Annotated in this window: 10 protein-coding genes, 1 rRNA gene and 2 riboswitches; of the genes, 9 read left to right on the top strand and 2 right to left on the bottom strand. The window is 42.3% G+C overall.

The window, feature by feature from the left end; translation table 11 throughout:
• Positions 1-134: 134 nt before the first annotated feature.
• The 3 genes from M313_RS0101310 to M313_RS0101300 all read left to right on the top strand — a co-directional run bounded on the left by M313_RS0101310 (position 135) and on the right by M313_RS0101300 (position 3868).
• On the top strand, positions 135-818 hold the full coding sequence (locus M313_RS0101310) for an ABC transporter ATP-binding protein (RefSeq protein ID WP_010191693.1): 684 nt from the start codon (positions 135-137) through the stop codon (positions 816-818).
• Positions 815-3397 carry an ABC transporter permease gene (locus tag M313_RS0101305; protein WP_010191692.1) on the top strand — a complete coding sequence of 861 codons (2583 nt, stop codon included), beginning with the start codon at positions 815-817 and terminating at the stop codon, positions 3395-3397. The genes M313_RS0101310 and M313_RS0101305 overlap by 4 nt, the downstream gene beginning before the upstream one ends.
• 102 nt (positions 3398-3499) lie before the next feature.
• Positions 3500-3868, top strand: a complete 369-nt coding sequence (locus M313_RS0101300; RefSeq protein WP_010191691.1) for a VOC family protein — start codon at positions 3500-3502, stop codon at positions 3866-3868.
• Between the two features lie 232 nt (positions 3869-4100).
• Here M313_RS0101300 and M313_RS0101295 read toward each other — a convergent pair whose 3' ends face one another.
• Together M313_RS0101295 and M313_RS0101290 are read right to left on the bottom strand one after the other, a co-directional pair.
• The gene (locus tag M313_RS0101295) at positions 4101-4502 is read right to left on the bottom strand and encodes an anti-sigma regulatory factor (RefSeq protein ID WP_010191690.1); all 402 of its coding nucleotides are present in this window, start codon (positions 4500-4502) and stop codon (positions 4101-4103) included.
• Between the two features lie 131 nt (positions 4503-4633).
• Positions 4634-5335, bottom strand: coding sequence for a Na-translocating system protein MpsC family protein (locus M313_RS0101290; protein ID WP_010191689.1), 702 nt, complete (start codon positions 5333-5335; stop codon positions 4634-4636).
• A 370-nt stretch (positions 5336-5705) separates the two neighbouring features.
• Here M313_RS0101290 and M313_RS0101285 point away from each other — a divergent pair, with 370 nt between their 5' ends.
• The 6 genes from M313_RS0101285 to M313_RS0101260 all read left to right on the top strand — a co-directional run.
• Complete coding sequence (locus M313_RS0101285) at positions 5706-6659, top strand: AAA family ATPase (RefSeq protein WP_010191688.1); 954 nt, start codon at positions 5706-5708, stop codon at positions 6657-6659.
• On the top strand, positions 6659-7873 hold the full coding sequence (locus tag M313_RS0101280; RefSeq protein ID WP_010191687.1) for a DUF58 domain-containing protein: 1215 nt from the start codon (positions 6659-6661) through the stop codon (positions 7871-7873). Before M313_RS0101285 ends, M313_RS0101280 begins: the two co-directional genes overlap by 1 nt.
• Before the next feature lie 2 nt (positions 7874-7875).
• Positions 7876-10098 (top strand): transglutaminase TgpA family protein, encoded by a 2223-nt coding sequence (locus tag M313_RS0101275; RefSeq protein ID WP_010191684.1) that lies wholly within the window; start codon positions 7876-7878, stop codon positions 10096-10098.
• Between the two features lie 39 nt (positions 10099-10137).
• A riboswitch (purine riboswitch) is annotated at positions 10138-10239 on the top strand.
• A gap of 450 nt (positions 10240-10689) precedes the next feature.
• Entirely contained in the window at positions 10690-12210 is a 1521-nt protein-coding gene (gene guaA / locus M313_RS0101270) for a glutamine-hydrolyzing GMP synthase (protein ID WP_034774042.1), read from the top strand.
• Positions 12211-12351: 141 nt separating this feature from the next.
• Positions 12352-12453: riboswitch (purine riboswitch) on the top strand.
• 129 nt (positions 12454-12582) lie between these two features.
• Complete coding sequence (locus M313_RS0101265; protein WP_010191681.1) at positions 12583-13908, top strand: NCS2 family permease; 1326 nt, start codon at positions 12583-12585, stop codon at positions 13906-13908.
• Positions 13909-14352: 444 nt separating this feature from the next.
• Positions 14353-14487: ribosomal RNA gene (locus M313_RS0101260) — 16S ribosomal RNA — on the top strand; the annotation flags it as partial.

The raw sequence follows: 14487 nt of genomic DNA, 5'->3' as shown, positions 1-14487 counted from the left end.
AAGTAGGGGATAGGTTCGTCCAGTGGGACATGAATCTGTCCCCTTAAGTGACTAAACTGTCACAATGAAAGTCACCTTATAGTCATCTTAGGCAGATATACTGAGGATACATTTAACATATGGAGGCGAATGCGATGAGCATTTTACAAATAGAAAATCTGTCTAAGGTTTATGGTAAGGGAGATACAGCGGTAAAGGCATTGGATGATGTATCATTTTCAGTAAAAAAAGGGGAGTTTGTTGCAATTATCGGTCCATCTGGATCCGGTAAATCAACGCTTCTTCATTTACTTGGTGGAGTGGATAGACCTTCAAGTGGTAAGGTGCTTGTTGATAACACCGATATCTATCAATTGAATGAAACGCAGTTGGCGATTTTTAGACGCAGGCAGATCGGGTTGATCTACCAGTTTTATAATCTGATCCCGATTTTGACAGTAGAAGAAAATATGACACTGCCATTATTGTTGGATGAACACAAAGTGGACCAGAAGCAATTTAGTGATATAGCGTCCACACTTGGATTGGATCATCGTCTAAATCACTTGCCAAATCAACTTTCCGGCGGACAGCAGCAGCGTGTATCCATCGGCAGGGCGCTTATTAGCAATCCTGCGATCATTCTGGCGGATGAGCCGACGGGTAATTTAGATAGCAAAAATAGCGGCGAAATCATGGAGCTTCTGAAGATGTTCAATAAAACCTTTAATCAGACGCTTATTGTCATTACCCATGATGAAAGGATTGCCCTGCAGGCTGACCGTGTCATTGAAATCAATGATGGAAAAGTTGCCAAGGACGAGGTGATCCGTCCATGAACATCATCAATAAGCTGACATTAAGGCATCTGAAGAAAAATAAGAGAAGGACAATGGTGACCATCATTGGTGTCATCATCTCGGTTGCGATGGTGATGGCTGTCGCGACGCTAGGAGTCTCCTTTCTAGACCTTTTGAAAAGGCAAACTATTGCAGACAATGGAGAGTGGCATGTTCAATATAAAAATGTCACCAGTGAGCAAATAATAGCAATTGAAGAAGATGGGGATACGAAAGACCTGATTCTTTCCAGCGATATGGGTTATGCAATGTTGGAAGGTGATGAGGTGACGGATAAGCCCTATCTCTTTTTTAAAGGATACAATGAAAAGGGATTTGAACAATTTCCAATTGAGTTAAGCAGTGGACGCCTGCCTAAAGCAGCAAATGAAGTAGTCGTGTCTGATCATATTGGGAAAGACACCGGCATTAACTATGAAATCGGCACTGAAATAACCGTTGCAATCGGGAATCGCATGATGGAAGGTGAACCCGACCCATTATTGCAGAACTATTCGGTTCAAAGGGATGAAGAGGGACTTCTTGAAAACTTAGAGGTCCATTCAACAGAAACTTTCACGGTGGTAGGAACAATGGAAAGACCATCATGGGAGGATCCGTGGGCACCCGGATATACGGTGATCAACTATATCGATCAGGAAAATCTGAATCAAAAGGTGAATGTTGACGCCGTTGTGGTGGTTAAAGATCTAAACCGTTCCATTTTCAAACAAGCGGAACAACTAGCACAACAAAACGATATAGTAGGGGTAGGTTTCAATGATGAACTGCTCCGATATTATGGTATCACTGATAACGATAATCTCCATACGACTATGTATTCATTAGCGGGAATCATTATTGCTGTCATCGTGATTGGTTCGGTATCTCTGATATATAATGCTTTTGCCATCAGCGTTTCCGAACGGGCAAGGCATTTGGGTATGCTTTCAAGTGTTGGGGCAACCAAGAAGCAAAAACGTAATTCGGTCTTCTTTGAAGGGGCGATCGTTGGGTTGATCAGTATCCCGATCGGTGTCTTAGCCGGTCTTGTTGGGATAGCGATTACCTTTATGTTCATTAACACCTTTATTTCGGGTGCATTGGGGGCAACTGAAGAGCTTAAAGTGGTGGTCACGCCGGCTTCCGTCCTGATTGCCTGCTTGATTTCGAGTGCCACCATTTTTGTTTCCACTTACATGCCTGCTCGTAAAGCATCCAAAGTCTCAGCTATTGATGCAATCCGCCAGACACAGGATATTAAGCTAACGGGCAAAGCGGTCAAGACATCCAAGTTGGTTAGAAAAATATTCGGCTTGGAAGCGGAAATCGGACTAAAAAATGTAAAAAGAAATAAGAAAAGGTACTATGCCACATTGTTCTCACTCGTTATCAGCATCGTCCTTTTTCTATCCGTTTCATTCTTTACGCAGAATTTGAGCAGATCGGTGGAAATGTCGCAGGATGGCATCAACTTTGATATTGCAGTTTCAGAAGGAAGCGGGGACATTTCCACTTTGGAATCGTTGGTACAACTAGAAGGCATAACGAAACATAGCCTCCACAAGTCCATCCAGTTAACGTCCTTAATAGATGAAGAGATGTTTCCTCCATTATTACTCGAACATATAGAGAAGGAAGGTGGGGCACTCCAAGATGGAAAATACCCATTTTACATTAATTTTTATGGCTTAAGTGAAAGCAGTTTTCAGGAGTATGCAGATAAAGTCGGCACAGACCCTGCGATTTATCAGGACCCTAATAACCCGAAGGCTATCATTATCGATACGATCTCCTATCAAGATTACGAAGCATCTAAGTTTGTTGAAACGGAATCGATCCAAACAAAGCCAGGTGATAGGATAGAGCTGCTATTTACCGACTATGATACAAACGAAACCACTACTCTTTCGGATGTGGAAATCGGCGCACTTACAGACGAACTTCTAATGGGTACCAGAACGGCAAGTCTTGGTGGGTTGGATGTCATAGTCCCCATGGAAACGTTCAATAGTATTCTAAATGAGGGGGCGGCAAGCCAAGTCCAATCCTCTTTGTATTTGAATACTAGTGATCCAACGGAGATGCAAGAAACGTTGGAGGAAGTCGTCCCTTCCTCGATGTATATTTATAACGCGGTAGAAAGCAGAGAGCGTGACCAACAAATGATCATGTTCCTGTCGGTATTCACCTATGGATTCATCGCCTTGATTTCCTTGATTTCCATTGCCAATATCTTTAATACCATTTCTACTGGTATCTCTTTGCGGAAAAGGGAATTTGCGATGCTAAAGTCTGTCGGAATGACCCCAAAAGGTTTTAACAAAATGATCAACTACGAAAGCATTTTTTATGGAGTCAATTCCCTCCTAATTGGTTTGCCGATCAGTATAGGTGTTATGTATTTATTATATCGCTCAGTAAACGCAACCTTTGAATATGGTTTTAGCTTGCCGTGGCTCGATATCCTGTTTGTGATAGCTGCCATTTTCGTTATCGTCAGCTCGGCCATGCTATATTCTATATCAAAAATAAAGAAAGAAAATATCATTGATGGTTTGAAACAAGAGAATATATAAGGAAAGCTTATAGCTATTCATAAAATAACCGTCATTTCTATTATCACCCTCCATGAGTAAGATGGAAGTAGAATCTACCATCTTACAAAAGGAGGGTTTTTTATGTCATTTACTATCAACAAAATCGACCATGTACAGCTTGCTATGCCGAAGGGGCTGGAGGATGAAGCACGAAGATTTTATGGTGAGATTTTAGTATTGGAAGAAGTGGAAAAGCCGGAAACGCTTAGAAAAAGAGGCGGGGTTTGGTTTGCTAGAGGGGCTGTTCATCTTCATTTAGGGGTGGAGGAGCCTTTTGTTCCTGCCAAAAAGGCACATCCGGCATTTGAGGTACATCAAATAGAAGAATATAAAAGCTACTTGAGCTCGCGGGCGGTGGAGTACACGGTGGACGACAATCTTCCTGGGGCAAATAGAATTTATGTAAGTGATCCTTTTGGAAACAGGCTTGAGTTTTTGGAGTGGGTGTGAGTTCGAAGTGAATTTTAAGGAAGGCAGTTGGGTAAAAATGTGGGGGAAAACAAGAAGTATTCAATAAATGCGTTGAATTATTCAATAAATGCGCTGAAGTATTCAATAAACCCTGTGAATTATTCAATAAATCATGTTAAATCGACGACAATCCATTTATTTCTACATTAATACGTAAGATTTGTAGGTTAGTAGAAGGGTGGTGGGTTGAGGAACCTGTCCCCACAGCCCGCTACCCCCTCAACCATTTGACCACTTCAATTCTGGTACCCTTCTCCATCGCGGAGTCTATCATAAATTCATCCATCATTCTTTTTACTCCGGGTAGTCCTGCTCCGAGGCTATCGGAGGTGGAGTAGCCGTCTTCCAATGCTTTGCCGATGCTGGTTATTCCGGGTCCGTTATCGACTACTATTACACTTAATCCTGGTGCGTATTTATGTATCACTTCAATGCATACAGTTCCGGATCCGGCATATTTAATCACGTTTCGTGCCAGTTCTGAAATGGCGGTAGTAATGCGGACTTGATCGATATAGCTAAAACCCATATTGGTGGCTATCTCTCTTCCAAGTCTTCTGGCCATGATGATATCTTTGTCGTCTTTGATGGTGAGTTGGTGTTTAATATCCATTCAATCATCCCTCCTAGGGTAAAGCAGTTTGCCATAAGCGGAGAGGTAAGCTATTAACGAAAAAAGCCAAAGAGAGGGCGGATGGGGTACCGCCTTCTCTTTGGCTTATGTCCAGTTCCATGCCTAGATCATTACTGCCCGTTATTTTTTTGTGGCGCCAATATAAATACGATGACGCTTTTGTCTAGGGTGAAGTCCCAGTTGACAAATATTTCTTGGATTTCTTTTTGTAACAGTTGTTGAAAAGATGGTTTCGCTTGGAATAGGAGATTTTTCTCCAGTTTCCGTTTTGCGAGAGTCAGCGCTTCTTCAAATCCAAGTTCAATAAGTTGCTCCTCAATTCGAACGAGGATGCCTTCTCTAATTATGATCAACGTACGGTCGTTTAACATATGCGAATATGTAATGTCCGGATGTTTCTCTGCCTCGGCGCTGATTTTGGCGATGATGGTTTCAATTTCTCGTCGATTAGGATAATTGTATTCAAAGAATCTCTCAGTTTTTTCCTCGACTCCGACCAAGAGGCCAGATCCGTTCTGGAAAGTCCAGTCATAATAGAACTCTTTTATCGGTAATCCTGTAACGGAATGAATCATTTCTTTTATTTTGTCGTTCAATTTACGCATCATTTTATCTCGTATCTCTTCGACCGTCATCGTATGATTGTCTTCGAGAAGCATATTTTCTATGGGAGATAGGAAGTGGCGTAAGTAGATGATGACATATGGTGATGCGATAGTTACAAAGACAGCCTCGGGTCCTTTTCCAAAGTGCTTTCTTAGTAATCTTCCAATTTCGCTCGATAACTCGGACTGCTGCAGTTTTACTTCCATTGTCTCATCCCTTTAAGAACAAGAGGTTTGCCCTATGCTCTGTGAAGATTTTAAGGGATGCACGGGTTAAAAGTTTAACCCTTTTGATATAGGGGTAAATGTTTAAGTTGGTCACACCCTCTTATATGTAGAAAATTCTACACAAAATACGAAATTCCTTCTTTATTATTAGATATTGTTTGCTATTTTTTCCCTGAGAGCGATTAGTACCATTCTTTCTCCTTTTTTTGTTATTCTATATATAGGGAAAATTGAAACTATTTGCATAGGTAATAAAGGGTTTTATTGCCAGAAAAGCGAATATAGTGTAGGTTAGGTATCATTTTTCTGTCGATTTATAGATAAATATAGATTCTAGGGGGTACGGATTTTGGAAACTTCACCATTACAAGTAAAACGAATATTAGATAATATTGGCAATGTTATGATTGGGAAAGAACATGTGGCAGAATTGAGTATTGTTGCCTTGCTTGCTGGAGGGCATGTATTGCTAGAGGATGTACCAGGAGTAGGAAAGACATTGATGGTGCGTTCCCTTGCCAAGTCTGTCGGGGCAAATTTCAAACGGATTCAGTTCACTCCTGATCTTTTGCCTTCAGATGTAACAGGAAGCTCCATTTACAACCCAAAAGAATTAAAGTTCGAATTCAGACCGGGCCCGATTATGGGGAATATTGTCCTTGCGGATGAAATTAACCGTACATCACCGAAAACACAGGCCGCATTATTAGAGGGAATGGAAGAGGGCAGTGTAACAGTGGATGGCAACACGCTATCACTTGGCAGTCCGTTCTTTGTTATGGCCACTCAGAACCCGATTGAATATGAGGGGACGTATCCATTGCCAGAGGCGCAGCTTGACCGCTTTTTATTCAAAATGAACATGGGTTACCCAACGCCTCAAGAAGAAGTGAATATTTTACATACAACCGAAAAAAAACAGCCGATCAATGAATTGCAATCGGTTATTACGTTGGAAGAGCTTCAAGAAATGCAAAAGCAGGTAAAAGAAGTGCATGTGGATGTGACGGTAAAAGAGTACATCGTGGACTTGGTTAATCGAACGCGTACCCATCAATCCGTTTACTTGGGAGCAAGTCCACGTGGTTCCGTGGCATTGATGAAAGCGGCACAAGCATATGCCTTTATTCATGGCAGGGATTATGTGGTGCCGGATGATATTCAATATTTGGCTCCTTACGTGTTGCCGCACAGGATTATCTTGAAATCAGAGGCGAAGTTTGAGGGAATGACAGCGGAGCAAGTAGTGAAAAAGGTGATTGACCGCACACCGATTCCGGTTCAAAGGTCGATGACAAGATAATGAAGGCATTTTTTCAGAAAGCTAAAAAAGTCTGGAAACTGGTTTCTTTTCTGCTGTTGGTAGCCACTACTTTTGTTTATGCCATGTTCCAAGGCGGGTTTGTCAGCTGGTTTTTATTCATCAGCTTCCTGCCTTTTGCCTTGTATGCTTTTTTGATTTTAGTATATCCACTTAAGGATTTTGACGTCTCAAGAACCATCAATCAGGAAAAATATCGAGCGGGGGATAGGTTGGTAGGAACCATCACTTTAAGGAGAACGGTGCCGGTTCCACTTGCCTTTCTTTTAATAGAAGAAGTGCTTCCAAACGACCTGTTATTTTGCCAGCAGACCAAACAGGCGAAACGGATTCTTTTTCCGTGGTTTAAAAGTACGATTACGATTCAATATGCGCTAGATCGTGTACCGCGCGGGGAGCATACTTTGACAGGCATTCGGTTAGTGACGGGTGATTTCCTCGGCTTGATTGAAAAAGAGAGAATCGTAGAATTGGATCAACACTTTTTGGTGTATCCGAGTTTTACAGAAATGACATATAGACAACACGAAAATAAGTTTGATCAAGGGTCCACATCCTCCAAAATGAAGATGGTTCGTGATACGTCCATGACCGTTGGGGTTAGGGAATATCAACCTGGGGACCGATTCTCCTGGATTGATTGGAAGGCAACTGCCCGTCGAAATGATATTATGACCAAGGAATTTGAACAGCAGCAATCACATGACGTTATGTTGTTTATCGATCGTTCCCAACCCGCCTCATTTGAAAGTGCGGTAAGTTATAGCGCTGCCATGACCAAAGCTATTCTTAAGTATGGGTCGCAAGTTGGTCTAGTGTCCGTTGGAGAAGACCGATCTGTCTACACGTTGCGGAGCGGGGAAGAGCAGTTTGCAGGAATTTACTATCATCTTGCAAAAATCCAACCGAACAGTAAAAGGGACTTTTCCAAAGTGATTGAAATGGAAATCGGCAAATTTCAGCCAACCGTTACATTTCTTTTTATCACAGGGAAGCTTGGCAGAGGCATGGTGGAAAGCCTGGAGAAACTCTCTTCTAGGCACCTGCATCTAGAAGTGCATCTTACAAAGGATGACGGAGTACGTTTAACGAGTGAAGAACTTGCTTATATGGATCTATTAAAGCGGAGAAATATTTTGATTAAGACCGTCTATCCGACTAAGCCGAAAAGTAACGTCATAAGTGAGGTGAGTTAACGATGGCGAAATCTAATCCATATCAGCGGAACGGTTATGCCTTACTCATGCATGTGTTCGGGTTTATTTTGTTACTTGAATGGATCCTGCCATTGAAGGATGTAACGGATACCGCGAATTTGTATGTGTTCGTTGTTTTCCTTCTTATCTCTTTTTCGCTTTCCTTTCTGCAAATACTCCCATTACTTAGCTTTTTCGTCCATTTTGGGTTTATGTTTTATTTTATTCATATCCTCTATATGGAGGGCAGGTTTCTGAGTAAAGACTGGTTTGCCTACCTTTGGAATGATTTGAAATATAATGTAAATGTCATTTGGGCGCAAGATTGGATTGCGATGACAGGGTTGTTTAGAAGTATCTTGCTATTTGTTCTTCTATGGCTTGTGAGTTATCTAGTAATCTACTGGATCTTGTACCGCAAACAAATGTTGCTATTTGTTATATTCACAATCACCTACGTTGCTATTCTAGATACCTTCACACCGTATCAAGGAAATGAAGCGATTATGCGGTTGATTGTTGTCGGACTTTCCATTGTTGGATTTGTCCATTTAGAAAGATTGAAAGAGCGGGAAGGGGTATATAGAAGCGGAAAGCTCCTGATCGGCTGGGGGATTCCGTTGATTATCTTCATTCTTCTTTCCGCTACAGCTGGCTACTTCTCGCCTAAAGCAGCACCTGTTTGGCCGGATCCTGTGCCTTTCTTGAAGGCTATAGGTAATGGAGATGGTCCGGGAACAGGCAATGGTGTGCGTAAGATAGGGTATGGCGAAAATGACTCCCGCCTTGGTGGTCCTTTTGTCCCTGATGATAGTGTCGTGTTCCAGGCAGAGCTGACGCGCACCCATTATTGGCGTGTGGAAACGAAGGATATTTATACCGGAAAAGGCTGGGACTCAACGGAGGGAGAAGGTGCGGAACTTGACGGGGGACAGAATGATCAGGTCTCTTGGATGAGTGACGAAGTTCCGACAGACGCTTATTCCGCTACGTTGACAATGGAGAAAACCTATCCTCATATTAATTATCCGCTGGGATTAAATGAAATCCAAGTGGAAGAAGAGGGTGTCAATTTTAGCCTTGATGAGAGTACGGAGAAAATTCGAACACTGGACGAAGATGGAGATACGATAGAACTAGAAGAATACCAAATGAACTATGATTTTCCAAGGTATTATATAGAAGCATTAAAGGGAGCGCAGCCTGGAACGGGAGAGGAAAGCAACGAGGAGTTTGTGGAACGTTACACCCAATTGCCTGACTCTTTGCCAGACAGGGTGGTTGGGCTTGCGGAAGAAATAACCGGGTCGTTCACTTCCCGCTTTGATAAGGTTAACGCAGTGGAAAGGTATTTCCGAAACAACGACTTTGTCTATGAAACAACAGAAGTTGCTGTTCCAACAGGGGATGAGGATTATGTGGATCAATTCCTGTTTGAAACGATGCAAGGATATTGCGATAACTTCTCGACTTCGATGGTTGCCCTTTTGCGTGCTGTTGATATACCGGCAAGATGGGTAAAGGGATACACGCAAGGTGAATTTGTCGATGTGACTGATAGTAACACCCGCCTCTTTGAAGTAACAAACAATAACGCCCATTCTTGGGTGGAAGTTTATTATCCAGAAGTTGGTTGGGTAACATACGAACCAACAAGCGGTTTTTCTAATCCTTATAGCTTTGTGTATCAATCTGTAGAAGAAAATACAGGGGAATCAACGGAAGAAGACGATTCCATCGAACAACCGGAACAGCCGGAAACAGATGAAAGTAATATTCCTGAGCTAGATCCTGGGGAAGATGAAGAGACTGCTGGAGCAACTGGTTCTAATGATGGAACGTGGAATTTTGCGGATATCTCTTGGAAGCCAGTAGCACTTTTCTTGTCGTCGATACTTGCTGCTGGTGCCTTGTTATTTTTCGGTCGCAATAAGTGGATTCCATACTTCTATATCTTGCGCTATAAAGGAAAAAGGGATGAAGGAACGTTCAACAAAGCGTATCCAGCGCTGTTGAGACAATTGCACGCCGTCGGTCTCACCCGTAAAGATGGTCAGACGCTTCGGGACTATGCCAAGTATATCGACGATCATTACAGCACAGGTGATATGCAGTCGCTCACCGCTCGATACGAACGTGTGCTATACCGTGGCGATTCGTCAGAGCAAGAATGGGAGAAATCGGTGGAATTATGGGAAAATTTAATTAAAAAGACATCATCTTGACCTAGTAGAAACACACTGATAGAATAAGGTCAAATTAATACAACTATAATTTATTGGCTTCATATATCCTCGATAATAAGGTTCGAGAGTCTCTACCGGGTTGCCGTCAACTACCCGACTATGAAGGCAGTTCTAATACTGGTAGGGCGCATTATACCCATATAAGCCCCCACTAGCAAACTAGAATTCTGCCTTCTTATGTATATATGAGGGGAAGATTCTAGTTTTTTTGTGTTTTAAAGGGTATTCCGACTTTAAATGTGATAGTTTATCCACCTGTAGATTGGAGTGCAAGGTGTGAGACTCCTCGAAAATGCTAACGCATTTTCTTCGTGCGATGAATCGCTGTCGAAGCTTTCCTTGTCCTGAGGGAGATAGCGGTAGGTTGAGACCCCGCAGGCGAAGCCGAGGAGGCTCAAGCACCGCCCCTAGGAAAGCGAACACCTGGAACGGAAATCTACAGGAGTCAAGAGATTAGCCTTTTTAAAACGAAAGGCATATCTTTCCTTTTATAGGTCAAAATAAACGAAAAGATATGCTCCGAAAAATAATAAACTTATGAGGTGAATTCGGGTGGAAGGTATCCAAGAAATGGTCGTCGTCCTTGACTTCGGCAGTCAATATAACCAACTAATTACACGTCGTATCCGTGAGTTCGGTGTCTACAGCGAGCTACACCCACATACGATTACAGCAGAAGAAATCAAAAAAATGAATCCAAAGGGAATCATCCTTTCTGGCGGACCAAACAGTGTCTACGGAGAAAACTCCTTCCGTTGTGACGAAGAAATCTTTGAACTTGGCATCCCTGTTCTAGGAATTTGCTACGGCATGCAGTTGATGACGATGCACTTTGGCGGAATAGTAGAAAAAGCAAGTCACCGTGAATACGGAAAAGCACTTGCAACAGTATCCAACCAATCTTCTGTATATCAAGACATCCCGGAACAACAAGTCGTATGGATGAGCCATGGCGATTTAGTTGTGAAAGAGCCGGAAGACTTTGCAGTTGATTTGACAAGCCCTGCATGTCCAATCGCTGGAATCAGTAATGAAGAAAAGAAAATGTACGGTGTTCAATTCCACCCAGAGGTACGTCACTCTGTATATGGTAATGACCTTTTAAGAAACTTTGTCTATAACGTTTGTGGTTGCACAGACAGCTGGACAATCGAAAACTTCCTTGAAATCGAAATGCAGAAGATCCGTGACGTTGTTGGCGACAAGAAAGTTCTTTGCGCACTAAGTGGCGGAGTAGACTCTTCGGTTGTTGCTGTGTTGATTCACAAAGCAATTGGTGACCAGTTAACATGTATTTTCGTTGATCACGGCTTGCTTCGTAAAGATGAAGCAGATGCTGTTATGAAAACATTCTCTGAAGGCTTCAACATGAATGTTATTAAAGTAGATGCGAAAGACCGTTTCCTTAACAAGCTAAAAGGTGTTTCTGACCCTGAGCAAAAACGTAAAATCATCGGCAACGAGTTCATCTATGTGTTTGATGATGAAGCTTCTAAATTAGAAGGTATCGACTATCTTGCACAAGGAACGCTTTACACAGATATCATCGAGAGCGGTACAGCTACTGCACAAACGATCAAATCCCACCACAATGTGGGCGGACTTCCTGAGGACATGCAGTTCCAATTGATCGAGCCGTTGAACACATTGTTCAAAGATGAGGTTCGTGCATTAGGAACAGAACTAGGTATTCCGGACGAAATCGTTTGGCGCCAGCCGTTCCCAGGCCCGGGTCTTGGAATCCGTGTTCTTGGTGAAATCTCAGATGAGAAACTAGAAATTGTTCGCGAATCCGATCATATCCTTCGTGAAGAAATCAAAAAGGCGGGTCTTGACCGTGATATCTGGCAATACTTCACGGTACTTCCTGACATCCGCAGTGTAGGGGTCATGGGAGATCAACGTACGTATGATTACACCATAGGTATCCGCGCGGTAACTTCCATCGATGGAATGACTTCTGACTGGGCGCGTATCCCTTGGGATGTACTAGAAATAATCTCCACGCGTATCGTAAACGAAGTGGATCACATCAACCGCGTCGTGTATGACATTACATCTAAGCCACCGGCAACGATTGAGTGGGAATAGTAAATAAAAAGCCGACCGGGATCTCCTGGTCGGCTTTTGTTTTGGGTTAAAAACGAACAATGGTAAAAATTATTTGTCGAATGTTCGTTTTTTATGTTGACGAATCTTTGTGAGCTTGGTAATATAAAAACAGAAATTATCATACATTTATAGTTCAAATCTCGTATAAATTTGGGAATATGGCCCAAAAGTTTCTACCAGGCTACCGTAAACGGCTTGACTACGAGGTATTAGGATCTTGTGTAGGACATCTATCTTTTTCAGATAGATAAGCTCTCATTTTCCTATCCTCGTCAGTTAATTGTTCACGTCCCTGGTTTATGCCAGGGGCGTTTTCTTATTTGTACGAATTACCTTGAGGAGGATTTATGCATGAAGAATTATTTTGAGTTTCAAAAACACGGTACAAGCTACAAAACAGAATCCATTGCAGGTCTAACGACATTCCTGGCAATGGCCTATATATTGGTGGTAAATCCACTTATGCTTTCCTTGGCAAGTGTAGGAGATTATCCAGATGCACTTCGCATGGACCAAGGTGCGATCTTTACGGCAACTGCACTATCCGCAGCAATTGGTTGCTTGATCATGGGGCTCTATGCAAAATACCCAATTGCACTTGCGCCGGGAATGGGTCTTAACGCATTCTTCGCTTACTCCGTAGTACTTGGCATGGGCATTCCTTGGCAAACAGCACTAGCAGGAGTATTGGTTTCTGGTATTATCTTTATCTTTTTAACACTATTCGGGATCCGTGAAAAAATCATCAATGCTATTCCAGCGGAATTGAAATATGCGGTCGGAGCAGGTATCGGTCTTTTCATTACTTTCATCGGTTTTCAAAATGCCGGTGTCATCGTTGGAGACGAAGTAGTACTTGTAGCACTGGGAGATTTAACAAACGGTAATACATTACTAGCAATCTTCGGTCTAGTAATCACAGTTATCCTTATGGTAAGAGGCATTAAAGGCGGCATCTTCTTCGGAATTGTCATTACAGCAGTAGTTGGTATGTTATTCGGCCTGATTGATACACCTTCTTCAGTTGTCGGAGCCGTTCCAAGCATCGATTCTACATTCGGTGCGGCATTCGCTAGTTTAGGAGATATCTTCACTATACAAATGCTAGTTGTTATCCTTACTTTCTTATTCGTAGACTTCTTTGACACAGCGGGAACACTCGTTGCTGTTGCAAATCAAGCAGGTTTCATGAAAGACAACAAGCTTCCACGAGCAGGAAAAGCGTTATTCGCAGATTCTGCAGCAACAGTAGCCGGAGCGGTACTTGGAACTTCCACTACTACTTCCTACATTGAATCATCTTCCGGTGTAGCAGCAGGAGGTAGAACAGGATTTGCATCTGTCGTAACAGCAGGATTGTTCTTATTATCATTAGTGTTCTTCCCACTGCTATCCGTGATCACTGAACCGGTAACAGCACCAGCGCTAATCATTGTCGGTGTGTTAATGGTATCGGCACTTGGAAAAATTGATTGGAACAAGTTTGAGATTGCAGTTCCTGCATTCTTGACAGTTATCGCAATGCCACTGACATACAGCATCGCAACAGGGATTGCAGTAGGATTCATCTTCTACCCAATTACGATGATTATGAAAGGTAGAGCAAAAGAGATTCACCCGATCATGTATGCGTTGTTTGTCATCTTCATCCTGTATTTTGTTTTCTTGATTGAATAGATTAATAGAAAGAGTGTTTGAAATCCCTGCTATAATATGGCAGGGATTTTTTCTGTTAAGAATGTTTGAGGAAATGTACAGGTGGTACCGTATATGTAAGAGGTTGCTCTTATAACTTCTATATAGAAGAAACCCCTCTTAAAATAGGAATTTAAAATTATATTAAAAAAGTAGTTGACCGTGTTTATGTTAACATGGTATATTATTATTCGTTGCTGCAAAACACGATTTGTTAAGTCGCTGTAATGCTCGCAACAAAAACTTAAAAAAACATGTTGACGAAAAACACACAACATGGTATAGTAATTAAGTCGCCACGGAGCGACGGAAAATGATCTTTGAAAACTAAACAAAACAACAGCGTCATAACGTCGGTTCTTCGGAACACGACAAATGATTTTAAGTAAGACAAGCTAGCAAATTTTGAGCAAAAGCTCAGACTCTTTATTGGAGAGTTTGATCCTGGCTCAGGACGAACGCTGGCGGCGTGCCTAATACATGCAAGTCGAGCGGACCTTTCAAAAGCTTGCTTTTGAAAGGTCAGCGGCGGACGGGTGAGTAACACGTGGGCAACCTGCC

This window comes from Bacillus sp. m3-13, assembly GCF_000175075.1.
Lineage (GTDB): Bacteria > Bacillota > Bacilli > Bacillales > Bacillaceae_I > Sutcliffiella_A > Sutcliffiella_A horikoshii_C.
Note: the sequence above shows the minus strand (reverse complement) of the source record. Positions and strands in the feature narration are given on the sequence as shown.

Coding starts and splice junctions, on each gene's coding strand:
- M313_RS0101290 (WP_010191689.1), bottom strand. CDS start 5,335: ATGGAAGTAAAACTGCAGCAGTCCGAGTTATCGAGCGAAATTGGAAGA.
- M313_RS0101305 (WP_010191692.1), top strand. CDS start 815: ATGAACATCATCAATAAGCTGACATTAAGGCATCTGAAGAAAAATAAG.
- M313_RS0101280 (WP_010191687.1), top strand. CDS start 6,659: ATGAAGGCATTTTTTCAGAAAGCTAAAAAAGTCTGGAAACTGGTTTCT.
- M313_RS0101295 (WP_010191690.1), bottom strand. CDS start 4,502: ATGGATATTAAACACCAACTCACCATCAAAGACGACAAAGATATCATC.
- M313_RS0101275 (WP_010191684.1), top strand. CDS start 7,876: ATGGCGAAATCTAATCCATATCAGCGGAACGGTTATGCCTTACTCATG.
- M313_RS0101265 (WP_010191681.1), top strand. CDS start 12,583: ATGAAGAATTATTTTGAGTTTCAAAAACACGGTACAAGCTACAAAACA.
- M313_RS0101300 (WP_010191691.1), top strand. CDS start 3,500: ATGTCATTTACTATCAACAAAATCGACCATGTACAGCTTGCTATGCCG.
- M313_RS0101310 (WP_010191693.1), top strand. CDS start 135: ATGAGCATTTTACAAATAGAAAATCTGTCTAAGGTTTATGGTAAGGGA.
- guaA (WP_034774042.1), top strand. CDS start 10,690: ATGGTCGTCGTCCTTGACTTCGGCAGTCAATATAACCAACTAATTACA.